This window comes from Paenirhizobium naphthalenivorans, assembly GCF_007992095.1.
GTDB classification, from domain to species: domain Bacteria; phylum Pseudomonadota; class Alphaproteobacteria; order Rhizobiales; family Rhizobiaceae; genus Allorhizobium; species Allorhizobium naphthalenivorans.
In genome coordinates this window covers 132,271-155,738 of the sequence record NZ_BJZP01000005.1, presented here as the reverse complement: position 1 = coordinate 155,738, position 23,468 = coordinate 132,271, and the positions used below count along the sequence as shown (strand labels likewise).

Genomic DNA, 23,468 nt, shown 5'->3' with positions numbered 1-23,468 from the left:
GGCGTCTCAAAGACCGGCGAAACGCAAGAGCGCAACTGTCGCGACGCCGGCTGTGGCGGCCGCCAGCATGGGCAATTTAAGGGCCGCAAGGACCGTCACTGCGCAGGCGATGCTCTCGGCCGGCCCGGTCGCAAACGCCGTCGGCGTGACGACCGCGACCATTACCGCCGGCGGGATGGCTTCAAGCCTCCTCTGCGCGCTCGGTGAGAGCGTCGCGAACTTCAACACGACCAGCCCTACCTGCCGCGTCAGCACGGTCGCGGTCGCCATCGCCAATATGGCCACAAAAGTCGCAAGATCGAGGCTCATCTGGTCTTTCCATCCGACTTTCCGCCGTATGCTGCGGCAAGCAGGCCGCTGGCTGCACCGGCAGCGATGTACCAGACGCCCGGCACGACATGATGGACGGCGAGCGCGGTCACAGCGCTGGCGAGCAGCACGATCCCGGTCTCCCTGCCCTTCCAGAACCCGGTCACCAGCACGATGAAGACCGTGGGGAAGGCAAAGTCGATGCCGATCACCGCAGGGTCTCCAACGAAGCTGCCAAGCAGCGCGCCGAGAATGCCGGCAAGCACCCAGGCGAGATAGAACGGTCCGACGACACCCGCGTACCAGGCCGGCGTCAGCGTGGTCTCACGGGCGCGAAACTCCGACATCGCCCATATCTCGTCGGCAAGAAAGAGCAGCGAAATGCCCTTCTGCGCGCCGCCGAAGGCTTCCATTTTGCCGGCAATCGAGGCTCCCATGAGCACATGGCGGACATTGACCAGAAGAGCGGCTAAACCGACCGCCGTCCAACTCGCCGGGTGGGTCCAGATATCCATGGCGACGAACTGCGATCCGCCGGCGAAGACGAGCGCGCTCATCAGCGTGGTCTCCAGCGGCGAAAGTCCCTTGGTTACAGCGACCGCACCGAACACCATACCGACGGGCAGGACGGCTATGGTGAGCGGCGCCATGCGCCGCACCCCTTCGAGAAATTCCTGCGCTGCTGTCTGTTTTGTCGCCATTTCACGTTCCGATCGAGAGCTTTGACGCGACTTCTATGGAGCGGGTGCCGGTCGGTCTTGAACAAAAGTGATCAGCGCTTGCGGAACTGGCCCGGCGTGACGCCGACGCGTGCCTTGAAATGGCGGGTGAAGTGGGCCTGATCGGCAAAGCCACAGGCAAAGGCGACGTCCGCCGGACTTCGACCGAGGCACAGAAGCGCGCGCGCCCGACGAATACGGACGTCAGTGAGAAAGGCATGCGGCGTGATGTGAAATTCCTTGCGGAAGACGCGGATCAGGTGAGCCCTTGACAGGCGTGCGATCCCTGCCAGTTCTTCCAGACCGATATCCGTTGCGAAATTCGCGATAAGGTAATCGCGTGCACGCCAGACCGCGGTGCGTTCCCGCCCCTCGATCGGTGCGCGCTGTTCCCTGCCGTGGCGCAGGATCAGAGCGGTGAGCACGCCGTACATGCTCTCCTCCGCCTCCAGTGTGCCGACATTGTCCTCAAGCGCGCGGTGAGCGCGATGAAAGGCAAATGCCAGCTCGGAATCCTGCGACAGTTCGCGCGCGAAGGTTGGTGTCGAGCGGCAGGCACGCCCGGTCACATCTTCCAGCACCTCGCGAAACAGCGCCTCGTTCGGATAGATCATGCGGTAGGTATAGCCGCCCGGCCCCGGTGCGCCGTCGTGCACGACCTCCGGATTGATCAGGTAGAGGCAGCCCGGCCCCGTTTGTTCGCGCGCACCGCGGATTCGGGCTATCTGGCTTCCGCTCACGATCGCTCCGATCGAAAAGGTTTCGTGCGTATGCGGGGCATAGGCATGGGTCTGGAAAGTCGCGCTCAAGCACTCCATGCCACCGAACCGGACATCGCGCCAGAATCTGGTGCGTTCGGCCGCGGTCAGTGGCATGTCGTTTGCGGCATCCATCTGCGAAACGTTGTGCATTGCAGAATTATAGCCGCGCCAAGCATTCCAGTCTTGAAGAAAAGTGCTAGGGTCCCGGCCAGTCCTTCACTGATATGTGGTTTCCAATTTCAAAATGTCTGCCGCCTTCGATCTGACTGATGCTTCCGAAGAATTCCTCGCCGCGCCATTGCGGCTGACCGTCGACCTTTCCGCGCTCGCCGACAATTGGCGTGACATGGCGAAGCGCTCGGGCAAGTCCCGCACCGCCGCCGTGATCAAAGCGGACGCCTACGGCCTTGGCACCGAGGATGTCGGCCAGACCCTTTATCATGCCGGCGCGCGCGACTTCTTCGTCGCAGTGCCTGCCGAGGGCGCCACGCTTCGGCCCTACGCGCCGGAAGCGCGCATTTTCGTGCTCTCCGGCATCTGGCCGGGCATGGAAGATGTTTTCTTCGACAATGATCTGGTACCGGTCATCGCCTCGCAGGAACAGCTGGCATTTTGGATGTCGACGGTGTCCGAGCGCGGTGACCACCCGTGCGCGCTCCATGTCGACACCGGCTTCAATCGCCTTGGCCTGTCGCTCGAAGACGCTTTGGCGCTCGCCGACGACGTGTCACGGCCAGCCAGCTTCTCGCCTGTGCTGATCCTTAGCCACCTCGCCTGCGGCGACGATCCGGAATCCCCGATGAACCGCCAGCAACTGGAGGTTTTCCGCAGGGTTAGCGACGCTTTCGAAGGCATTGATTCAAGCCTTTCGGCTTCTGCTGGAATTTTCCTCGGCACCGAATACCACTTCGACCTCACCCGCCCCGGTATTGCCCTTTACGGCGGTGAGGCGGTCAACGGAGCGAAGAACCCCATGCGCCCGGTCGCAACGGCCGAGGCCCGCATCCTGCAGATCCGTGACGCCAAGGTCGGCGAGACGGTCAGCTACGGCGGAACCTGCAAGCTTGCCCGCGACAGTCGCCTCGCCATAGTCTCCGCCGGCTATGCCGACGGTTACCTGCGCTCGCTTTCCGGCAGTGGGGTTGCCGTGCGCAACACCGGGATCGTCGGCGCCTATGGCTATATCGCCGGGCACAAGGTTCCGGTCGCCGGCCGCGTGACCATGGACCTGACGATCTTCGACGTGACAGACGTTCCGAGGAACGCAATCGCGGCAGGAGACTATATCGAGCTGTTCGGCCGCAACGTGGCACTCGACGATGTGGCGCGCGCGGCCGGCACGATCGGCTACGAATTGCTGACAAGCCTCGGCCTGCGCTACGAGCGGCGCTATATCGACGCGCTGTAGGATATTCGCCGGCGCCTTGCACATTCCCGCGATTTCTCCTAACTGAGAGATCAATATTCACTTTTTGTTCCGCCCTTCGCGCGGACGCGGGAATTCTCAGGATGGCGAAAGCGAAGACCCAATTCATCTGTCAGAACTGCGGCACGGTTCATACCCGCTGGGCGGGGAAGTGCGACGGCTGCGGCGGGTGGAACACCATCGTCGAAGAGGACCCGATGGGCGGCATCGGCTCCGGGCCGGGCAAGGTGCCGAAAAAGGGGCGCCCGGTCACCCTCACCTCACTGTCCGGCGAGATCGAGGAAGCGCCGCGCATCCCGACCGGCATGGATGAACTCGACCGCGCGACCGGCGGCGGCTTCGTGCGCGGCTCCGCCGTGCTGATCGGCGGCGACCCCGGCATCGGCAAGTCGACGCTCCTGATGCAGGCCGCCGCCGCCCTGTCGCGCAAGGGGCATCGCGTCATCTACGTTTCAGGCGAAGAGGCGGTCGCCCAGGTGCGCCTCAGGGCGCAGCGCCTGCACGCAGCCGAGACCGACGTGCTGCTTGCCGCCGAAACCAATGTCGAGGACATCCTCGCCACCATTTCCGAGGGCAAGCGTCCCGACCTCGTCATCATCGATTCGATCCAGACGCTGTGGAGCGACACGGCCGACTCTGCCCCCGGCACCGTCACCCAGGTGAGGACCGGCGTGCAGGCGATGATCCGCTTTGCCAAGCAGACCGGCGCCACCATGGTTCTCGTCGGCCATGTCACCAAGGACGGCCAGATCGCCGGTCCGCGCGTCGTCGAACACATGGTCGACGCCGTGCTTTATTTCGAGGGCGATCGTGGTCATCACTACCGCATCCTGCGCACGGTGAAGAACCGTTTCGGCCCCACCGATGAGATCGGCGTATTCGAAATGTCGGACAAAGGGCTGCGCGAAGTCGCCAACCCTTCAGAACTCTTTCTCGGGGAGCGCAATGCGAAGGCGCCGGGAGCCGCCGTTTTTGCCGGCATGGAGGGAACCCGTCCCGTGCTGGTCGAAGTGCAGGCACTCGTCGCGCAGACGGCGCTCGGCACCCCGCGTCGCGCCGTGGTTGGCTGGGATTCGTCGCGGCTTGCGATGATCCTCGCCGTGCTTGAGGCCCATTGCGGAGTGCGCCTTGGACAGCACGATGTCTACTTGAATGTCGCCGGTGGATACCGCATCTCTGAGCCGGCGGCCGACATGGCGATCGCCTCGGCTCTTGTTTCGTCACTGGCCGGTCTTGCCCTTCCGGCCGATTGCGTCTATTTCGGCGAAGTCAGCCTGTCAGGGGCCGTGCGTCCGGTCGCACACACGGCCCAGCGGTTGAAGGAAGCGGAAAAGCTCGGCTTTTCGTCCGCCGTTCTACCCGCCGCCTCGCCGGAACTTCCGAAGGGGGCGATGGGAAGGTGGAGTGAAATCGAGAGCCTGCCCGATCTCGTGGCGCGGATCGCCGGTTCCCGGCTGAAAGCACGCACGGAAGAGGCCGGCGACTGATCCAATCCGGCGCGCCCGGCCGGCTGAAGACGGCCCGGTCGCGATGGCAATCAAGCGGGCGTTGGCCGGCAAGTCTTGGAGTTGGTATTTATGCCCATTACAATTTTCGACGGTATTGTCATCGGGGTCGTGCTGTTTTCCGCCGTGCTCGCCATGGTGCGCGGGTTTTCCCGCGAAGTGCTCTCGATCGCCAGCTGGGCCGGCGCGATTGCCGCCGCCTACTATCTCTACCCGGTCCTGCTTCCCTATGTGAAGAACTATACCAGCGACGACCGCATCGCCATGGCCGGGTCGGCCGGCGCTATCTTCCTGATCGCGCTGATCGTCATTTCGTTCATCACCAGCCGCATCGCCGACCTCATCATCGACAGCCGGATCGGTGCGCTCGACCGCACGCTTGGCTTCCTGTTCGGCGCGGCCCGTGGCATTCTGCTTCTCGTCGTCGCCGTTGCTTTCTGGAACTGGCTGGTCGACGTCAAGCATCGCCCGGACTGGGTCAACAACGCCAAGTCCAAGCCCTTCCTCGACACCCTGGTTCTCAAACTCGAGGCTGTGCTGCCGGACGACATCGAGCCACAGATCCGCGCCCGCATCCTTGGCAAGCAAGAACCCGCGGCCGACGCACCGGCCGCCGAAGCTCCAGCAGATCAGGCTCCGGCGGAAGACGCCCCGGCCGCCAACAACTGACCGGGCTGCGGCCTTCGGCCGCGCCCTTGAAATCCACAAGCGGACGCCGCCGGATCAGGACAGACCGGCGGCTTCCGTGTTAAAGCCGTCCCGGCACATCTGTCCGATCGAGCAAAGGCCTGCTTCCATGTCTCAGTCTGATTTTTCCGGTTCCAATTGGAGTCTCGAGGACGACACACTCCATGAGGAATGCGGGGTGTTCGGCATTCTGGGCCACACCGATGCGGCGACACTGACTGCACTTGGCCTGCATGCGCTACAGCATCGCGGCCAGGAGGCGGCCGGCATCGTCTCCTTCGATGGCAAGCAATTCCACACCGAAAAGCACATGGGCTTGGTCGGTGACCACTACACCAATCCTACGACGCTGGCGAAGCTGCCGGGATCGTCCGCGATCGGCCATACCCGTTATTCGACCACCGGCGAAGTGGCGCTCAGAAACGTGCAGCCGCTGTTTGCCGAACTCGAGGAGGGCGGCATCGCCATTGCCCATAACGGCAATTTCACCAACGGCCTGACGTTGCGCCGCCAGATCATCGCCACCGGCGCCATTTGCCAGTCGACCTCGGATACCGAGGTCGTGCTGCATCTGATCGCCCGCTCGCGCCACTCCTCAACCGCCGACCGCTTCATCGACGCCATCCGCCAGATGGAAGGCGGCTATTCGATGCTGGCCATGACCCGAACCAAGCTGATCGCCGCGCGCGACCCGATCGGTATCCGCCCGCTGGTGATGGGTGAACTCGACGGCAAGCCGATCTTCTGTTCGGAGACCTGCGCACTCGACATCATCGGTGCGAAATTTGTCCGCGACGTCGAGAACGGCGAGGTGATCATCTGCGAGATCCAGCCGGATGGTTCGATCACCATCGATGCCCGCAAGCCGGCCAAGCCGCAGCCGGAACGGCTCTGCCTGTTCGAATACGTTTATTTCGCCCGCCCCGATTCCGTGGTCGGTGGCCGTAACGTCTACCAGACGCGCAAAGCCATGGGCATGAATCTGGCCAAGGAAGCCCCGTGCGACGGCGACGTCGTCGTGCCGGTACCGGACGGCGGCACGCCGGCTGCGCTCGGTTACGCCCAGGCGAGCGGCATTCCCTTCGAATACGGCATCATCCGCAACCATTATGTCGGCCGCACCTTCATCGAGCCAACCCAGCAGATCCGTGCCTTCGGCGTCAAACTCAAGCACTCCGCCAACCGGGCGATGATCGAGGGCAAGCGCGTTGTCCTGGTCGACGACTCGATCGTGCGTGGCACCACCTCGCTGAAGATCGTCCAGATGATTCGTGATGCTGGCGCCAAGGAAGTGCATATCCGCGTCGCCTCGCCGATGATCTTTCATCCGGACTTCTACGGCATCGACACGCCGGACGCCGATAAGCTGCTGGCCAATCAGTATTCCGGGGTCGAGGCGATGGCGAAATATATCGGCGCCGATTCGCTCGCCTTCCTGACAATCGACGGGCTTTACCAAGCCGTCGGCGGCAAGCCACGCGACCCGGCTGCGCCGCAGTTCACCGACCACTATTTCACCGGCGACTACCCGACCCGCCTCCTCGACAAAGAGGGCGAGAAGATGGGTCGCAAGGTTTCCATGCTGGCCACCCACGGCTGAGCTTCAAGGATTATTATACGATGACAGTTGATCTGAAGGGCCGTATCGCGCTCGTCACCGGCGCCTCGCGCGGTATCGGCTATTTCACCGCGCTGGAGCTCGCCAAGGCCGGCGCCCACGTGATCGCCTGCGCCCGCACCGTCGGCGGCCTTGAGGAACTCGACGACGCAATCAAGGCTGTCGGCGGCACCGCCACGCTCGTGCCTTTCGATCTCGCCGACATGAACGCGATCGACGCGCTTGGAGCCTCGATCAACGAGCGTTGGGGCAAACTCGACATCCTCGTCGCCAATGCCGGCATTCTCGGCGTGATCTCGCCGATCGGTCACATCGAGGCAAAGGTGTTCGAGAAGACAATGACCATCAACGTCACCGCCACCTGGCGCCTCATTCGCTCGCTTGAGCCGCTGCTGGTAAAATCCGACGCCGGCCGCGCGCTGATCCTTTCATCCGCCGCCGCCCATAAATGCCGGCCGTTCTGGGGCGTCTATTCCGCCTCCAAGGCCGCGGTCGAGGCACTGGCCCGGACCTGGGCAGGTGAAACCCAGCGCCTGCCGCTTCGCATCGTCTCGATCGATCCAGGCCCGACGCGGACCGCCATGCGCGCCCAAGCCATGCCGGGCGAGGATCCCAACACCGTTCCACATCCCTCGGAAGTCGCCGCCAAGCTGCTGCCGCTCTGCGGCCCCGCACTCACCGAAACCGGCAAGCTTTTCGTCGTTCGCGAAAACAAGCTCGTCGATTACCGGATGCCGGAATAAAGCGGGCCAATTCGCCCCACTGCGATGGCATACTTGCCGCCGGCGCACGTGCCTTAGCGATCAGGCCTGACGACTGATCCTGAACGGCAACGCGGCGGGAACTTGTGCCTTATTGGCAGCGACCGGATAACCACCGTCATTCGGCCGGTCATCAAGCAATACGAAATCGCGACTGAAGCAACGCACGCGGTTTCGCCCCTCGCCCTTCGCCTGATAGAGGGCGACGTCGGCGGCCGCGAACAGCGAATCCAGGCCCGCCGCCACGTCATTGGAGGCGGCGACGCCGATACTGACGGTCACGGCCACAAGACCGCTGTCGAACTCTCTATGAAGCTCCTCTACGGCCCGTCGCATTGTCTCTGCGATGTTCGCTCCTTCCTCGGCGGATCGGTTCGGGATCAGGCAAGCGAACTCCTCGCCGCCGATGCGAGCAAAGAGCCAGTCCGCCTGCGTGCGCGCGTCGAGCATGGCGGCGAACCCGGAGAGAACCTTGTCTCCGGTGGCGTGGCCGTGCGTATCGTTGATCTGTTTGAAATGATCGATATCGAACAGCAGCAGGGCCGCCGGGCCACCATTGCGCGCCAGCATCGCCTCAGCCTCGAGCACAAAGGAACGACGATTGCGGACATTCGTCAGCGGATCACGCGCCGCCGCGAGGCGACTGATGCGCTCTTCGCGCTCCAGCGCCAGGATCATCAGGGTCATGATCGACAGGATGATCAGCAGCGCCTGGGCAAGAGACGCGAGCACGAACCAGGGGGCGTAGTGACCCGGCGCCGTATAGGCCGGCGCAAGCAGAAGGCTCGCGGCCAGGACCGCATACCAGATCACGCCGCGGGCGCAATGAACGCCAGCGGCCAGCTTGCGCGAGGCCAAGGGTTCGCGCCGTCTTCCGCGCCAGATTTCGCGACCGGCGAGCATGGAATAGGTTCCCATGATCAGCGAGATAACGGTGGTGCGCAACGTGATCGATGCCTGGAAGACCGGCAGGAGGAAGAGAACGGCCCAGATCACGGCGCCCATGGCGGCGCGGAGATAATTGGGACGCCGCCCCTCGAACACGACAATCGCTTGCCACAATAGGCCGAGCGACAAGGCGCCGGCGCCGAGCGCCGCGCCGGCCGACATCCAGAAAGGCACGATCGACCGCATGGCGTGCATGATGGTGGCAAAGAAGGCGATGGCCGCAGCCAGGGTCAGAATGCCGAGAAGAGTGCTGTGCGGTCGCTGCCGCCAGAGATTGCCGATAACCAGGGCGGAGATCAGCGTCGAGCAGGCGTGGAACACCATGATCGTCGGAAGATGCAGCAGTGGGTCCATATGGAATGAAGCGCCCGTCCGTTGACCTAATAGTCGCAGCGTAAAGCCGTTAGCCTTTACAATTCCTTACCGTCCGCGGGAACTCGATCCAAAGCAGGCTTGGACACTCCGCCCTTTTTTCGACGCGAGATGACGTTCGGCATGACCAAAAAGCGGCGGCTGAATGCGCGCTCCGCACCAGTGTCCATCCAAGATAGACGCACGCGCGGACCGAGCACGGCCCTCCTCGCCCCCTTGACCAATCCCGGCCGGCGCGCCATAACAACGCCCATGAAAACGACCATCTGCATTTGCGGGATCATTATTCGCTAGCGCATCGCTGGCCTGGCCGTTTTCGTCTCCTGACCCAAGTCCCAGATGACAAACGACCCGGCCCAGCCGGACGTGTTGGCTATCGGGAGACAGGAATGGCGGCAAGCCTCAAGCTTTACAATACACTGACGCGCGACAAGGTCGATTTTGAACCGATCGATCCCAACAACGTGCGCATGTATGTGTGCGGCCCGACGGTCTACGATTTCGCCCATATTGGCAATGCCCGGCCCGTCATCGTCTTCGACGTGCTCTATCGGCTGCTTCGCCATGTCTATGGCGAGAGCCACGTCACCTACGTGCGCAACATCACCGACGTCGACGACAAGATCAACGCCCGGGCCTTGCGCGATTTCGGCGCGCAGATCACCAACGGTTCAATGACGCTGAACGACGCCATCCGCGCCGTCACCGGCAAGACGGAGAGCCAGTTCCATGCCGACGTGGCGGCACTGGGCTGCCTCAAGCCTACGGTCGAGCCCCGCGCCACCGATAACATCCCGCAAATGATCGCCATCATCCAACAGCTGCTCGACCAGGGCCATGCCTATGTGGCAAGCGGCTCTGGTGGGCGCGAAGTGCTGTTTTCCACTGCCTCCATGGCCGATTATGGTCAACTCTCCAAGCGCAGGCTTGAAGACCAGCAGGCCGGTGCCCGGATCGCGGTCGAAGCGCACAAGATGAACCCGGCCGACTTCGTGCTGTGGAAGCAATCGGCCGATACCGAGCCCGGCTGGACCGCCGAATACCGCTTCGAGGGCGAGACGGTCTCGATCCACGGTCGTCCCGGCTGGCATATCGAATGTTCCGCGATGTCGGACCGCTATCTGTGGGAGGAAATCAAGGACAGGCTTTCGCCGAAGGCCAAGGCGCGCCCGCACCAGTTCGACATCCATGGCGGCGGGCTGGACCTGATTTTCCCGCACCACGAGAACGAGATCGCCCAGTCCTGCTGCGCCTATGACACGGACATCATGGCCAATGTCTGGATGCACAACGGTTTCGTTCAGGTTGAAGGCCGCAAGATGTCGAAGTCGGAGGGCAATTTCGTCACCATCAATGAGCTGCTGGAAACGGAAAAATTCGGCGGGCGCAAATGGCCCGGCGAGGTTCTGAGACTTGCCATGCTGATGACACACTACCGCGAGCCGATCGACTTTTCGGTCAAGCGGCTGGAGGAGGCGGAACGCCTTCTGGCAAAATGGCCGCTCGCAGACGCCGGCGATGCGACACCCGATGCTTCGATCCTCAACGCGCTGGCGGATGATCTCAATACGGTGGCGGCTGTCCAGGCACTGCACACGCTGGCGCAGGCAGCCAACAGCGATCCGTCAAAGGCCTGCGTGTTCGCCGCAAGCGCCGCCTTGCTCGGCATAGAGCCGAAAAAGACGGCGTTGAGCGATGACCTCTCCTCCGCCGTCCAGGCCCTCGTCGACATGCGCCTCGAAATGTTGAAGGCGAAGAACTTCGCCGAGGCGGACAAGATCCGCGACGATCTTCTCACCAAGGGCATCCAGCTCAAGGACGGCAAAGACAAGGAAACCGGCGAGCGGGTCACCACCTGGGAGGTCAAGCGTTAGGATGGCACTTCAGCCGCTGCATCCCCTCCTCCGTCCTGCCGGGCTTCTCCTCCACATGGGGGGAGACCGGGATGCCGCGCCGTCAATCTGTGGAGGTCGATCATGAGCACTATTTACACCGGCGGCTGTCAGTGCGGCGCTGTCCGCTTCCGGGTTACCGGGACCCTGAAGGACAGCTCCATCTGCCATTGCCGCATGTGCCAGAAGGCGTTTGGCGCCTATTACGCACCGCTCGTTTCGGCACGGGGCGCCAAGCTGGAATGGACGCGCGGAACACCGAAAAAATTCCGCTCCTCGAACTTCGTCTCGCGCGGCTTTTGCGACCATTGCGGCACGCCGTTGACCTATGAGGCGCCGGACGGGATCGCGGTCGCCGCGGGCGCTTTCGACGATCCGTCGCTTCTGCCGCCGACCATCCAGTTCGGCACCGAGGGCAAGATCGACTTCGTCGACCACCTCGCCGAACTGCCCGGCCACCGTACGGAAGACGACGCGCAAGCCGCACCCTTCGTGCTGGAAATCGTCTCCTATCAGCACCCCGACCACGACACGGACGGCGTTTGGCCGAAGGAGAACGAAGGATGACTGATAGGAACCCGAATACGCAGATGCCGAAATGGCTGCTCTACGGGCTGATCGGCAAGGGTATCCTCGTCGTCCTGGTGACGGCCGGCGTCGTCGCCTACGTGGCCCTGCACTAGGAGGCAAGAGATGGAAGGTGTATTCACCGGCGGATGCCAATGCGGTGCGGTCAGGTTCAGGGCGGAAAAGCTTGGACGCCCGTCGATCTGTCATTGCCGTATGTGCCAGAAGGCCTTCGGCTCGTTCTTCGGTGCGCTCGTCACGGCCGACCAGGCGCATCTGACCTGGACACGCGGCCAGCCGTCGCTGTTTGGCTCCTCGGCCAAGGTCAAGCGCGGCTTCTGCAACAAGTGTGGCACGCCGCTCACCTACCATGCTGGCGAGCATATCGAGCTTGCGATTGGCGCCTTTGATCATCCGGCACTGCTCGAGCCACAGGTGCAGGTCAATCACGACCAGCGACTGCCGTGGATCGACCATCTGTTCGAGAAACCGGCTGCAACGTCGCCGGAGATGGAAGCCTTTTTCGCCTCGGTGGTCTCCAACCAACACCCCGATCACGACACGGCGGTCTGGCCGCCCGAAGAGGATTAAGCAATGAGCGGATCGCTGAGTCATAGCGGTGGATGCCAGTGCGGCGCGGTTCGCTACCGGATCGCTGGCACGCTCGGCTATCCGCATCTCTGCCATTGCCGCATGTGCCAGAAGGCCGGAGGCAATTTCTTCATGGCTCTGGCAGGGTGCCGCATGGAGCGATTCGAGATCACACGCGGCGATCCGCGCTGGTTTTCCTCATCCGATCCCTGCCGCCGCGGCTTTTGCGACCGGTGTGGCACGCCGCTTTTCTTCAAGACCGTCGATTCGCCCTATGTCAGTGTGACAATCGGCAGCCTCGACAAGCCGGAAGCGACCATGCCCGTATCGCAGGACGGAGTGGAGGCGCGGATTTCCTATTTCGACAGGCTTTTTTCGCTTCCGGAAAAGGCGACGGATCGCTCCGACATGCCGGATGGCAACAATCGGATCGCCCGGAGCAATCACCAGCATCCCGACCATGATACGGCGGCTTGGCCGCTGGCAAAGGATTGACCATGACGACTGAATTGCGTGGATTCTATCCCGAGATCGAACCGTTCGAGACGGGTTTCCTCGACGTCGGCGACGGACACACCATCTACTGGGAACGCGTCGGCACCAAGGGCGCCAAACCTGCCGTGTTCCTGCATGGCGGCCCGGGCGGTGGAAGCAGCCCGACACAGCGGCGCCTGTTCGATCCGAAGCTCTACGACGTACTCTTGTTCGACCAGCGCGGCTGCGGCAAATCAACCCCGCACGCCGGCCTGGACGCCAACACCACCTGGCATCTGGTCGCCGACATCGAGCGACTGCGCGCGCTGATGGGCGTCGAGCAATGGCTGGTGTTCGGCGGCTCTTGGGGCTCGACGCTGGCGCTCGCTTATGCCGAAACCCATCCGGACCGGGTCTCCGAACTCGTCTTGCGCGGCATCTACACGCTAACCAAGGGCGAGCTTGACTGGTATTACCAGTTTGGTGTCTCGGAAATGTTCCCGGACCGGTGGGAACTGTTCCAGGCGCCGATCCCCGAAGCCGAGCGCCATGACATGATGGGCGCCTACCGCCGCTATCTAACCGGCTCCGACCGCAAGAAGCAGCTCGAATGCGCAATCGCGTGGAGCACCTGGGAAGGTGCGACAATCACGCTGCTGCCCAACCCGGAATACGCCGCCCATTTCGGCGGGGACGACTATGCGATCGCCTTTGCCCGGATCGAGAACCATTTCTTCGTCCATGCCGGCTGGCTGGAGGAAGGACAATTGCTCCGGGATGCCGACAAGCTGAAGGATATTCCGGGCGTCATCGTCCACGGCCGCTACGACATGCCCTGCCCGGCGAAATATGCCTGGGCCCTGCACAAGGCTTGGCCGAAGGCCGATTTCCACCTGATCGAGGGCGCCGGCCATGCCTATATGGAACCCGGCATTCTCGACCAGCTGATCCGCGCAACCGACCGGTTCGCCGGCAAGAAGAACGCATGAAGCGCGTTCATGGCGGAAAACAGAAAGCCTGTGGAGACAAAAGCATGACACGCGAAAAGATCTATCTCTTCGACACGACACTGCGCGACGGTCAGCAGACGCCGGGCATCGATTTTTCCGTCGAGGACAAGATTGCCATCGCCGCCATGCTGGATACATTCGGCCTTGACTATGTCGAGGGCGGTTATCCAGGCGCCAACCCCACAGACACAGCCTTTTTTTCGCAAAACCGCACGCAGAAGGCCAGCTTTGTCGCCTTTGGCATGACCAAGCGGGCCGGCGTCTCCACCTCGAACGATCCAGGTCTCGCCCAACTTCTGCAAGCCAACAGCGATGCGATCTGTTTCGTCGCCAAGAGTTGGGACTATCACGTCAAGGTGGCTCTCGGCTGCACCAACGAGGAGAACCTCGGCTCGATCCGCGAGAGCGTCGAAGCCGCGGTTGCCGCGGGCAAGGAGGCCTTGGTCGATTGCGAGCATTTCTTCGACGGCTACAAGGCCAATCCGCAATATGCCCTCGCCTGCGCAAAGACCGCCTATGAAGCCGGCGCGCGTTGGGTCGTGCTGTGCGACACCAATGGCGGCACGCAGCCGCCGGAGATCCGCGACATCGTTCTGGCGGTAATCGCCGCCGGCGTGCCCGGTTCCGCACTTGGCATCCACGCCCATAACGACACCGGACAGGCGGTCGCCAATTCGCTCGCCGCCGTGGAAGCCGGCGTACGCCAGATCCAGGGCACGCTGAACGGTATCGGCGAGCGCTGCGGCAACGCCAATCTGGTGACGATCATCCCGACGCTCTGTCTGAAAGAGACCTATGCGTCGCGCTTCGATACAGCGGTCAACACCGACAAACTGGTTGAGCTCACACGCCTGTCCCACGCCTTCGATGAGTTGCTCAACCGCTCACCCGATCATCAGGCCCCCTATGTCGGCGCCTCCGCCTTCGCCACCAAGGCCGGCATCCACGCTTCGGCGCTGCTGAAGGACCCGCGCACCTACGAGCATGTCGAGCCCGAAAGCGTCGGCAATTTCCGCAAGGTCATGGTCTCGGACCAGGGCGGAAAGGCCAATTTCATCAACGAGTTGAAGCGCCGCGGCATCGAGGTCGACAAGCAGGATCCGCGCCTCGACAAGTTGATTTCCATCGTCAAGGAGCGCGAAGCCGGCGGCTATGCCTATGAGGGCGCGGACGCGAGCTTCGAACTCCTGGCACGCCGAACGCTCGGAACGGTGCCGGATTTCTTCGCGCTGGAGGGTTTTCGCGTGATGGTCGAGCGCCGCTTCGATGCCAACGGCCATCTCAAGACCGTGTCCGAGGCGGTGGTCAAGCTCGCCATCGACGGCACCCCTATCATGTCGGTGGCCGAGGGCGACGGTCCGGTCAACGCGCTCGACCTTGCACTGCGCAAGGATCTCGGCAAGTACCAGACGGAAATCGATGACCTCGAACTGGTCGACTTCAAGGTCCGTATCCTCAACGGCGGCACCGAGGCCATCACCCGCGTCCTGATCGAATCGTCCGACGACACCGGAGTCCGCTGGTGGACGGTCGGCGTGTCGGAGAACATCATCGACGCCTCGTTCCAGGCCTTGATGGATTCCGTCGTCTACAAACTGATGAAAAACCGACAGCTGGCGGGCAAGATCGCAGCGGAATAACCATCGCTGCGGCAGGCCATGGAACGCCCCGGGCGGGAAGCCCCCGGCCGGGCGTGGGTGTTCGGTGCATACATCAAAAGCAATCAGCCATTCTTCACCGGAATGAATTTGCCCATTCGCGAGGCATCCGCTAGTTCCGCTGCTCAAACAAAGATCAGGATCGCCCATGACCGAGCAGATCGCCTCTGCGGAGAAGAACGAAGACAGCGTCCGAGGCTTCCTGTTCGCACTCTCGGCCTATGTTCTCTGGGGCTTTCTGCCTCTCTACATGAAGGCGCTGGCGCATATGTCGCCTGCCGAAGTGATCGCGCATCGCATCCTTTGGTCCGTCCCCGTGGCGGGCCTGCTGCTCATCATCCTCAAGCGTACGGATGACCTGAAGCGGGCGATACGCAACCCGCGCATGCTCGGCATGGCAATGGTGACGGCAACGCTGATCAGCCTCAACTGGGGTATCTATGTCTGGGCGATTGGGGCGGATCATGCGCTCGATACGGCGCTTGGCTACTTCATCAACCCGCTCTTTTCGATCCTGCTCGGCTCGGTGCTATTGAAGGAAAGGCTGCAGCGCACCCAGATCGCGGCGCTGGCGTTGGTCGTGGTCGCGGTGGCGATCTTGACGGTCGAAGCGGGCCGGCTGCCGATCGTGGCGCTCGCGCTCACTTTATCGTGGGGCTTTTACGCCTTCTTTCGCAAGACACTGCCGATCGGTCCTAACCAGGGTTTTCTGCTCGAAGTGCTCCTGCTGTCGCCGATCGCGCTTGGCTACCTCATCTATCTCACCCTCTCCGGTGAGGGGCATTTCCTGATGGGCAACACGATGGATACCATTCTTCTGGCGTCCGCCGGGCTCGTGACCGCCATTCCGCTGATCCTCTACGCCAACGGAGCCAAGCTGCTTCGGCTGTCGACCATCGGCATCATGCAGTACATCGCGCCGTCGATGATCTTCGTCACCGCCGTTTACGTGTTCAAGGAGCCCTTTAGCGGCGCCAAGGCGGTCGCCTTCCCGCTGATCTGGGCCGCGCTGGTCGTTTATTCCTGGCCGATGATCAGCGGCCGGTTCATGCGCTGAGGCTCACTGGCGGGCTCACAACCTGGCGATAAGGTCTTCGGCACCATCGAGGCCACCGACGGTTTCCAGCTTTTCGAGGATGGCCGGAATGATGTCGTCGATCTCGCCGATCACCATGGGCTGGACCCGGTGCGCGGTGTGGATGAAGCCCTGCTCACGCATGTGGCGGATGAGCTCCAGCATTGGATCCCAGAAACCATTGACATTGGCGAAGACCATCGGCTTTTCGTGACGGCCGAGTTGGGCCCAGGTCATGATCTCGACGATCTCCTCCAGCGTACCGATACCGCCCGGGAGCGTCACGAAGGCGTCCGCCCGCTCGAACATGGCGTGCTTGCGCTCGTGCATGTCCTTGGTCACGATCAATTCGCTCAGTTGCCCGAGAGAATGGTGTGTGGCTTCCATATCCATCAGGAATTCGGGGATAATGCCGGTAACCAGACCGCCGTTTGACAGGACGCCGCTGGCTACCGCGCCCATAATGCCCTTGGTGCCGCCGCCGTAAACCAGGCGCAGACCATTGGCGGCGATCGAACGGCCAAGCGCGCGGCCGGCGGCCATATAGGCGGGATCGCGTCCGGGCTGGGAGCCACAGTAGACGCAGACGGATCGAATCGAAGATGCTTTTTCAGTCATGGCAGAAACATGACTATGAGCTGGCGGCGAGGTCAACAAATTTGACCGAATCCTGTTCGCCACTTCACCGAATCCCTTGAGAATGCTTGTGAAAGCGGCAAGATAAGGCTAGCAATTTTCTTAGATTATAGCGGCTGTTCCGCCCGGAGACCAACAATGATGAAAAACCGCGCCGTTTGGGTGGCCCTGTTGGTGCTCGGCGTTGCCACCTTGCTGATGGTGTTCTTCGTCCTGCCGCGCATCGCGCCGGACACGCGGAACGCCAGCGAGGCCGTCAACTCGGCTGCTGACACAAGCAAGAACGCGAATGGCAAGGCACAGGCGACGGTCGAAGACATCGCCACGTCAGCGAGCGAAAAGATGGGCCGACTGACGAGCGAGGCCACCGCCGCGGTCACGACGATGAAAGGCCTGTTTGCCGAGGGCCGGACTCCGGCCGCCGACGCCTTTGCAACGGCAAAGGGCGTGGCCAGTGTCGCCGTCTCGGCCCTGGCTGGCCTCGACATTCCGGCTGGCATCGACGCCACGCTCGAGGCTGCGATGAAGACAGCACGCGAAAATGCGGCAAAGGCACTCACGCTCATTCAGTCGCTTCCCGATGATCCGGCCAAGGCCGCCGGGCTGATCGCCGCAATCGAAAGCGCGCTGACCGGGGCTCCCGAACCGACGACCGCCGTGCCTCCGGCCTCGTCCAACGAGGCGAGCCAGGCCTCCGACCTGCCGCGCTTCGATGTGTTGCGCGTCGAACCAGACGGCTCGACGGTGATTGCCGGTAACGCCGCGCCGGGCTCCACGCTCGAGATTGTCGCCGACGACAAGGTCATTGCTTCGCTCGAGGTCGATGCCAGCGGTGATTTCGCCGCCGTGCTCGATGCCCCCCTGCCGCCGGGCGACCATAGCATGCAACTTCGGGCCACGGACAAGGATGGCCAGATGGTGACGTCGGATGAGGTCGCGACCATTTCCGTTCCCACCGACTCGACTGGCAAGCTGCTCGCCATGGTTTCCAAGCCCGGTGAGGCAAGCCGCCTGATCACGCTGCCCGAGAGCATCAATTCGGGCGCCAAACAGGAGCGCGTCGCCGCCAGCGGTACCACATCGAATGCCGATGAACCTGTAGCGACACAAGACAGCTCGACCTCGCCGCCCGGCCTGAGCCAGCAGGCGGAAATACAGGTGACCGCCGTCGAGATCGAAGGCGAACGGATCTTTGTCGCAGGCAGGGCCCCGCCCGGCAGCAATGTGCGCGGCTTTGCCGACGAAACGCTGATCGGAACCGTCGTCACGGACGTGAGCGGACACTTCGTCGTCGATGGCAAGGTCAGCCTTTCGGTCGGGTCGCATGTGATCCGGGCAGAACTGCTTGACGCCAGCGGCGCGGTCGCCGTGCGCACCTCGGTCCCGTTCGAACGGCCCGAAGGCGAGCAGGTCTCCGTCGTCGCCCAGGACAGTCAGACCGCTTCAGGGCGGGGCGGCGCCATGGTGCCCGTCGATCTGGCGGACTTCGAAAGGCTGCGTGGATCACTCGCCCAGGCATTCTCCCTGCTGCAGGGACTCTATGCCGATGGCAAAAAGCCGGCCCTCGAAGAGCTTGCGGCCGCCCGATCGGCAACCGAGATCGGCCTCAAGTCGATCGCCGACTTCCGCCCGGCCGCCACGGCAGCCGAACCGCTGGTCCGCTTCGTCGGCACCACCGCCGCCAAGGCAGGAACAGCGCTCGCCGCGCTTCAAGCCCTGCCAAGGGAGATCGACGCCATCGGCGCGGAACTGCCCCGGATCGCGGCCCTTATCGATGCAGTTCTGGCACCGCGCGCGCCGGCAGTAGAGGTCCCACTCGCCGCCGAAGCCACCGCGAGCGCGCCACCCACCCCGGCCACATCGCCCGAAGTGGCCGCAGCCGACGGCGGACCGAAGACGATTGAGCAAGCGCCGCTCACCGAGAGCCGTAACAGCGTTATCATCCGTCGCGGCGACACGCTGTGGCAAATCTCCCGCCGCGTCTATGGTCAAGGCGTCCGCTACACGACGATCTATCTCGCCAACGCCGATCAGATCAGAAATCCGGATCTTATCGAACCCGGCCAGGTCTTTACCGTACCGGCAGAAGCCCTGCCCGATGCGGAGGCAATCCATCGTAAGCGGCTGAAGGGCGAACAGATCAACTAAGAGCAAGGCGGGAGATGTAGTTTTCTCCGCCACGACGTTGCATTGGCCAAGCCGAAGGCCTATTTGCCCAGCAGGCGGCGGCTCTGACAGAGACGCCGCCTTTTGGCACTGAATAGGTTCTCGGGGGCGATGCGAATGGCTGAAAAGAAGAAGACGGTTTCGGCGGACAGCAGCAACCCCCTTGGCACGCTGGTCAATCTCTGGCCCTATATGTGGCCACGCGATCGCCTGGACCTGAAGATGCGGGTCGTCTGGGCAACCGTTTTCCTGATCATCTCAAAGCTGGTGCTGATCCTTGTCCCCTACTTCTTCAAGTGGGCCACAGATGCTCTGAACGGCAAGCTAGACATGGCTGGCATCCTGCCCGCCTTCCTGCTCGGCGCCGTGGCATTGGTGATCTTCTACAATCTGACCCGCATTGCTCAGGTCGGGCTCAATCAGTTGCGCGACGCGCTGTTTGCCAGCGTCGGTCAGTATGCGGTGCGTCAGCTCGCCTATCGGACCTTCGTCCACATGCACAAGCTGTCGCTGCGCTTCCATCTGGAGCGCAAGACGGGTGGCCTATCGCGCATCATAGAGCGCGGCACCAAGGGCATCGAGACGATCGTCCGCTTCACCATCCTCAACTCCATTCCAACCTTCATTGAATTCCTGCTGACGGCGACGATCTTCTGGTGGGGATACGGTTTCTCCTATCTTGCCGTCACCGCGGTCACTGTCGCTGCCTATATCTGGTTCACCATCCGGGCCAGCGACTGGCGCATCGGTATCCGCCGGTCGATGAACGAAAGCGACACCGATGCCAATACCAAGGCCATCGACTCGCTGCTCAACTTCGAGACGGTCAAGTATTTCGGCAATGAGGAGATGGAAGCGAGCCGTTTCGACGCCTCCATGGCCCGCTACGAAAAGGCCGCCACCCAGGTGTGGACCTCACTCGGCTGGCTGAACTTCGGCCAGGGCGTGATCTTTGGCCTCGGCACCATGGCGATGATGGTCATGTCGGCGCTTGCGGTCAGCCGCGGCGAGCAGACGATCGGCGACTTCGTCTTCGTCAACGCATTGCTGCTGCAGCTTTCTGTGCCGCTCAACTTCATCGGCTTCGTCTATCGCGAAATCCGCCAGGGGCTGACGGACATCGAGCAGATGTTCGACCTGCTGGAAGTGGATGCCGAGGTGGTCGACAAGCCGGGTGCCACCGATCTCGCCATAGCGCAGGGCGCCATCATCTTCAAAGACGTGCACTTCGCCTATGATCCGCAAAGACCGATTCTCAAGGGCGTGTCGTTCGAGGTGCCGGCTGGAAAGACGGTCGCCGTGGTCGGGCCGTCGGGTGCAGGCAAATCGACGATCTCGCGCCTGCTCTACCGTTTCTACGACATCCAGCAGGGATCGATCACGATCGACGGGCAGGACGTGCGCGACGTAACCCAGAAAAGCCTGCGCTCGGCCATCGGCATGGTGCCGCAGGACACGGTCCTGTTCAACGACACGATCGCCTATAACATCCGCTATGGTCGTCCGTCCGCCAGCGATGCCGAAATCCGGCAGGCGGCAGAGGTCGCGCAGATCGGTCATTTCATCCACGATCTGCCGGACGGCTTCCAGACCAAGGTCGGTGAGCGTGGGCTGAAACTCTCGGGCGGAGAAAAGCAGCGTGTGGCGATCGCCCGCACAGTGCTCAAGGCCCCGCCCATCCTCATTCTCGATGAGGCCACCTCCGCACTCGACACCACGACGGAACAGGAGATCCAGACAGCTCTCGACGTGGTGTCGAAAAACCGTACCACGCTGGTGATTGCCCACCGGCTCTCCACCGTGGTGGGCGCCGACGAAATCATAGTCCTGAAGGGCGGAGAGATCGCCGAGCGCGGCACCCACACCGCGCTGCTGGAGAAGAAGGGACTCTACGCCTCGATGTGGAATCGCCAACGCGAAGCCACCCAGGCGGAAGAACACCTGCGCCAGGTCCGCGAGAGCGACGAACTCGGCATCGTGGTGCGCAAACCCCCGGCGTCCTAAGGGTTATCCGGGATTTCGACTGAGGCTTGCAAGTCTATTCAGGTTGCGACACAAATGCGGTTGCGCCCGCTGTTCTTGGCCTGGTAGAGCGCATCGTCGGCGCGTTTGAGGGCTTCATCGAGATCTTCCGTCTGCGGATCGAAATCGGCAAGCCCAATGCTGACCGTGCCCGCAACGGCCGACAGCGCCATTTCGCGGCAGGAGCGCTCAACTGCGGCGCGCATGTTGTCAGCGATCTGCTCCGCCTCGGTGACGCGGTTCTCTGGAAAGAGCGCATAGAACTCCTCCCCGCCGGCTCGGGCGATGACATTGCCCGGCCCAATCGCATTCTCCAGGGTAGCGGCGATCGCCCTCAGCGCATTGTCACCTTCGGCGTGGCCAAGGCGGTCATTGATCAATTTGAACTGGTCGACATCGATCACGGCGACCGCCATCGTTTTGCCTGCGTTTTCGGCCCGGTCCACGATCTGTTCGGCCAGTTCGAAGAATTTACGGCGGTTGTAGGCATTGGTCAGAGGATCGCGCTCGGCGGCCTCGATGAGCCGGGCCTCGAGCATCTTGCGGTCGGTGATGTCGAGGATGGCGCCGGCGATCCCGCGAACACGCCCGTCTCCACCTTGCATTGCCGCTTTGTGGAACACCACATGACGGCTCACTCCGCCGGAGTGGCAGACCTCGCTCTCATAGACTTGTGTCCCGCCCCGCACGAGCAGATCGTCGTCGGCCGCCTGATAACGGGCTGCCAGTGCCTCTGGAGCCACTTCGAAAACCGAGCGTCCGACCACGCCGTCCGCGGTCTGGCCAATGAAGGTGGCAAACGCGCCATTGCAGCCGACATAAATACCCTCGGCATTCTTGAAGAAGATGGGGGCCGGCAGGTTGTCGATGCAGGCCTGCAGATAGTCGCGTTCCAGCGCCAGATGCGCCTGCTCATGATAGGCGCCACGCGCCCTTTCGAGGGCGCGCCGGGTGCGCGCCAGACAGATGAGAACATCCGCCTCCGAGGCAGAGTCCACGACGTCATCCGCCCCCAGGGCCATGGCCCGCGCGATCCATGCCGCATTGAGACTCTGGGCGGCAATCACGATGTAGGCGTGGTCCCCGAGGGTCCGACGCAACTCTCGGACCTCATGGCCCAGACGAACGGCTTCGACCGGGACGAGATAGGCCACGGGCTTGTCGGAAATTTCCACGGATAGCGGCGCGGTCACGCCGCATTGCGCCAAAAGCGGCGGTACTGGACGGCTATCGACGGCAAGCCAGAAAATCTCTCGGTCCCCGTGTGCAGCTCCCCGCGGCATCGAACCCTGTTCAATACTGGACAATTGATCTTCCACTTTGTGAAACCGGAAATATATCTTCACAGCCGACAGATGATTTCTTGCAGACACCTTTAATGCGCAATTATTGACGGAAGGTGCACGGACGTGAACGTGCCAAGAAATGGCCGGAGTGCGAAGAGCACTGTGACGTCTTTTGCCTCATACGCCGAAACCCTACCGCGCAACCATTGCCCCCGCCGCGCTTTCGGGGTAGTCAGCGGGCTTTGATCCTTTGCAGCAAAACGAGGTTTTTCATGGATCTGTTTGAAAGCATCCGTAAGGCTATCGTGCCCGTGCACAAGGAGGGCTATCCCTTCGTCGCCATCTTCATCGTGGCGTCCCTGATTCTTGGCTGGATCTTCGAGCCACTGTTCTGGGTCGGCATGGTGCTGACGCTGTGGTGCGCCTATTTCTTCCGCGATCCGGAGCGCGTCACACCGCAGGACGACGATTTGGTGGTCAGCCCGGCCGACGGCCGTGTTTCCTTGATCCAGATGACCGTTCCGCCGGAAGAACTCAATCTCGGCACGGAGCCCATGCTGCGCATCTCGATCTTCATGAACGTGTTCAACTGCCATGTGAACCGTGCACCCATGCGCGGCCGGATCGCCAACATCGTCTATCGCGAAGGCAGCTTTCTCAATGCCGAACTGGACAAGGCGAGTGAGGAAAACGAACGCAACGGGCTCGTGATCGAGACCAAGCACGGCAACCTCGGCGTGGTCCAGATCGCCGGTCTCGTCGCACGCCGCATCGTCTGTTGGGCGAACCCGAACGATTCTCTGTCGGCCGGCGAGCGCTTCGGGCTGATTCGCTTTGGCTCGCGTCTTGATGTCTTCGTCCCAGCCGGCGCAGAGCCTCGCGTATCGGTCGGCCAGACCGCCATTGCCGGAGAGACGGTGATCGCCGAGTTCGGCTCGTCGAAGGGCCCCGTTATCAGCCGCCGCAGCTGAGCCCAAGAGGGACG

At 62.5% G+C, this 23,468-nt stretch carries 21 protein-coding genes; 15 read left to right on the top strand and 6 right to left on the bottom strand.

Features of this window, described 5'->3' with window-relative positions; translation table 11 throughout:
- Window positions 1–6: 6 nt before the first annotated feature.
- The 3 genes from RNA01_RS07270 to RNA01_RS07260 all read right to left on the bottom strand — a co-directional run bounded on the left by RNA01_RS07270 (window position 7) and on the right by RNA01_RS07260 (window position 1,939).
- On the bottom strand, window positions 7–309 hold the full coding sequence (locus RNA01_RS07270) for an AzlD family protein (RefSeq protein ID WP_147179301.1): 303 nt from the start codon (window positions 307–309) through the stop codon (window positions 7–9).
- The gene (locus RNA01_RS07265) at window positions 306–1,010 is read right to left on the bottom strand and encodes an AzlC family ABC transporter permease (RefSeq protein ID WP_147179300.1); all 705 of its coding nucleotides are present in this window, start codon (window positions 1,008–1,010) and stop codon (window positions 306–308) included. Before RNA01_RS07265 ends, RNA01_RS07270 begins: the two co-directional genes overlap by 4 nt.
- Window positions 1,011–1,081: 71 nt before the next feature.
- Window positions 1,082–1,939: an AraC family transcriptional regulator gene (locus RNA01_RS07260; protein ID WP_147179299.1), complete on the bottom strand. Its 858-nt coding sequence runs from the start codon at window positions 1,937–1,939 to the stop codon at window positions 1,082–1,084.
- Window positions 1,940–2,033: 94 nt separating this feature from the next.
- Between RNA01_RS07260 and alr the strand changes: the two genes are divergently transcribed.
- From alr to RNA01_RS07235, 5 genes are all read left to right on the top strand, one after another.
- Window positions 2,034–3,197 (top strand): alanine racemase, encoded by a 1,164-nt coding sequence (gene alr, locus RNA01_RS07255; protein WP_170253389.1) that lies wholly within the window; start codon window positions 2,034–2,036, stop codon window positions 3,195–3,197.
- Window positions 3,198–3,298: 101 nt separating this feature from the next.
- The gene (radA, locus tag RNA01_RS07250; protein ID WP_147179297.1) at window positions 3,299–4,702 is read left to right on the top strand and encodes a DNA repair protein RadA; all 1,404 of its coding nucleotides are present in this window, start codon (window positions 3,299–3,301) and stop codon (window positions 4,700–4,702) included.
- 90 nt (window positions 4,703–4,792) lie between these two features.
- The gene (locus RNA01_RS07245; RefSeq protein ID WP_147179296.1) at window positions 4,793–5,389 is read left to right on the top strand and encodes a CvpA family protein; all 597 of its coding nucleotides are present in this window, start codon (window positions 4,793–4,795) and stop codon (window positions 5,387–5,389) included.
- A gap of 127 nt (window positions 5,390–5,516) precedes the next feature.
- Entirely contained in the window at window positions 5,517–7,007 is a 1,491-nt protein-coding gene (gene purF, locus RNA01_RS07240) for an amidophosphoribosyltransferase (RefSeq protein WP_147179295.1), read from the top strand.
- A gap of 20 nt (window positions 7,008–7,027) precedes the next feature.
- A complete protein-coding gene (locus RNA01_RS07235) occupies window positions 7,028–7,768 on the top strand; it encodes an SDR family NAD(P)-dependent oxidoreductase (protein ID WP_147179294.1) in 741 nt (246 codons plus the stop codon).
- A 60-nt stretch (window positions 7,769–7,828) separates the two neighbouring features.
- Here RNA01_RS07235 and RNA01_RS07230 read toward each other — a convergent pair whose 3' ends face one another.
- Window positions 7,829–9,088, bottom strand: a complete 1,260-nt coding sequence (locus RNA01_RS07230) for a GGDEF domain-containing protein (protein WP_147179293.1) — start codon at window positions 9,086–9,088, stop codon at window positions 7,829–7,831.
- A 407-nt stretch (window positions 9,089–9,495) separates the two neighbouring features.
- Between RNA01_RS07230 and cysS the strand changes: the two genes are divergently transcribed.
- From cysS to rarD, 7 genes are all read left to right on the top strand, one after another.
- Window positions 9,496–10,980: a cysteine--tRNA ligase gene (gene cysS, locus RNA01_RS07225; RefSeq protein ID WP_147179292.1), complete on the top strand. Its 1,485-nt coding sequence runs from the start codon at window positions 9,496–9,498 to the stop codon at window positions 10,978–10,980.
- A gap of 102 nt (window positions 10,981–11,082) precedes the next feature.
- Complete coding sequence (locus tag RNA01_RS07220) at window positions 11,083–11,565, top strand: GFA family protein (RefSeq protein ID WP_147179291.1); 483 nt, start codon at window positions 11,083–11,085, stop codon at window positions 11,563–11,565.
- Window positions 11,566–11,691: 126 nt separating this feature from the next.
- Window positions 11,692–12,156 (top strand): GFA family protein, encoded by a 465-nt coding sequence (locus RNA01_RS07215; protein WP_147179290.1) that lies wholly within the window; start codon window positions 11,692–11,694, stop codon window positions 12,154–12,156.
- Window positions 12,157–12,159: 3 nt separating this feature from the next.
- Window positions 12,160–12,651: a GFA family protein gene (locus tag RNA01_RS07210; RefSeq protein ID WP_147179289.1), complete on the top strand. Its 492-nt coding sequence runs from the start codon at window positions 12,160–12,162 to the stop codon at window positions 12,649–12,651.
- A gap of 2 nt (window positions 12,652–12,653) precedes the next feature.
- Window positions 12,654–13,619 carry a prolyl aminopeptidase gene (pip, locus tag RNA01_RS07205; protein WP_147179288.1) on the top strand — a complete coding sequence of 322 codons (966 nt, stop codon included), beginning with the start codon at window positions 12,654–12,656 and terminating at the stop codon, window positions 13,617–13,619.
- 44 nt (window positions 13,620–13,663) lie between these two features.
- Complete coding sequence (cimA, locus tag RNA01_RS07200; RefSeq protein ID WP_147179287.1) at window positions 13,664–15,280, top strand: citramalate synthase; 1,617 nt, start codon at window positions 13,664–13,666, stop codon at window positions 15,278–15,280.
- Between the two features lie 166 nt (window positions 15,281–15,446).
- On the top strand, window positions 15,447–16,355 hold the full coding sequence (gene rarD / locus RNA01_RS07195) for an EamA family transporter RarD (RefSeq protein WP_147179286.1): 909 nt from the start codon (window positions 15,447–15,449) through the stop codon (window positions 16,353–16,355).
- Between the two features lie 15 nt (window positions 16,356–16,370).
- Here rarD and RNA01_RS07190 read toward each other — a convergent pair whose 3' ends face one another.
- The gene (locus RNA01_RS07190) at window positions 16,371–16,991 is read right to left on the bottom strand and encodes an LOG family protein (RefSeq protein WP_147179285.1); all 621 of its coding nucleotides are present in this window, start codon (window positions 16,989–16,991) and stop codon (window positions 16,371–16,373) included.
- A gap of 156 nt (window positions 16,992–17,147) precedes the next feature.
- On the opposite strand from RNA01_RS07190, the gene RNA01_RS07185 reads away from it, so the two are divergent.
- Together RNA01_RS07185 and RNA01_RS07180 are read left to right on the top strand one after the other, a co-directional pair.
- Entirely contained in the window at window positions 17,148–19,157 is a 2,010-nt protein-coding gene (locus RNA01_RS07185) for a LysM peptidoglycan-binding domain-containing protein (RefSeq protein ID WP_170253388.1), read from the top strand.
- Between the two features lie 135 nt (window positions 19,158–19,292).
- Window positions 19,293–21,179, top strand: a complete 1,887-nt coding sequence (locus RNA01_RS07180) for an ABCB family ABC transporter ATP-binding protein/permease (RefSeq protein ID WP_147179284.1) — start codon at window positions 19,293–19,295, stop codon at window positions 21,177–21,179.
- Between the two features lie 38 nt (window positions 21,180–21,217).
- Here RNA01_RS07180 and RNA01_RS07175 read toward each other — a convergent pair whose 3' ends face one another.
- Window positions 21,218–22,504 carry a sensor domain-containing diguanylate cyclase gene (locus tag RNA01_RS07175; protein ID WP_147179283.1) on the bottom strand — a complete coding sequence of 429 codons (1,287 nt, stop codon included), beginning with the start codon at window positions 22,502–22,504 and terminating at the stop codon, window positions 21,218–21,220.
- Window positions 22,505–22,755: 251 nt separating this feature from the next.
- Here RNA01_RS07175 and RNA01_RS07170 point away from each other — a divergent pair, with 251 nt between their 5' ends.
- Window positions 22,756–23,454 carry a phosphatidylserine decarboxylase gene (locus tag RNA01_RS07170; RefSeq protein WP_147179282.1) on the top strand — a complete coding sequence of 233 codons (699 nt, stop codon included), beginning with the start codon at window positions 22,756–22,758 and terminating at the stop codon, window positions 23,452–23,454.
- Window positions 23,455–23,468: the final 14 nt, after the last annotated feature.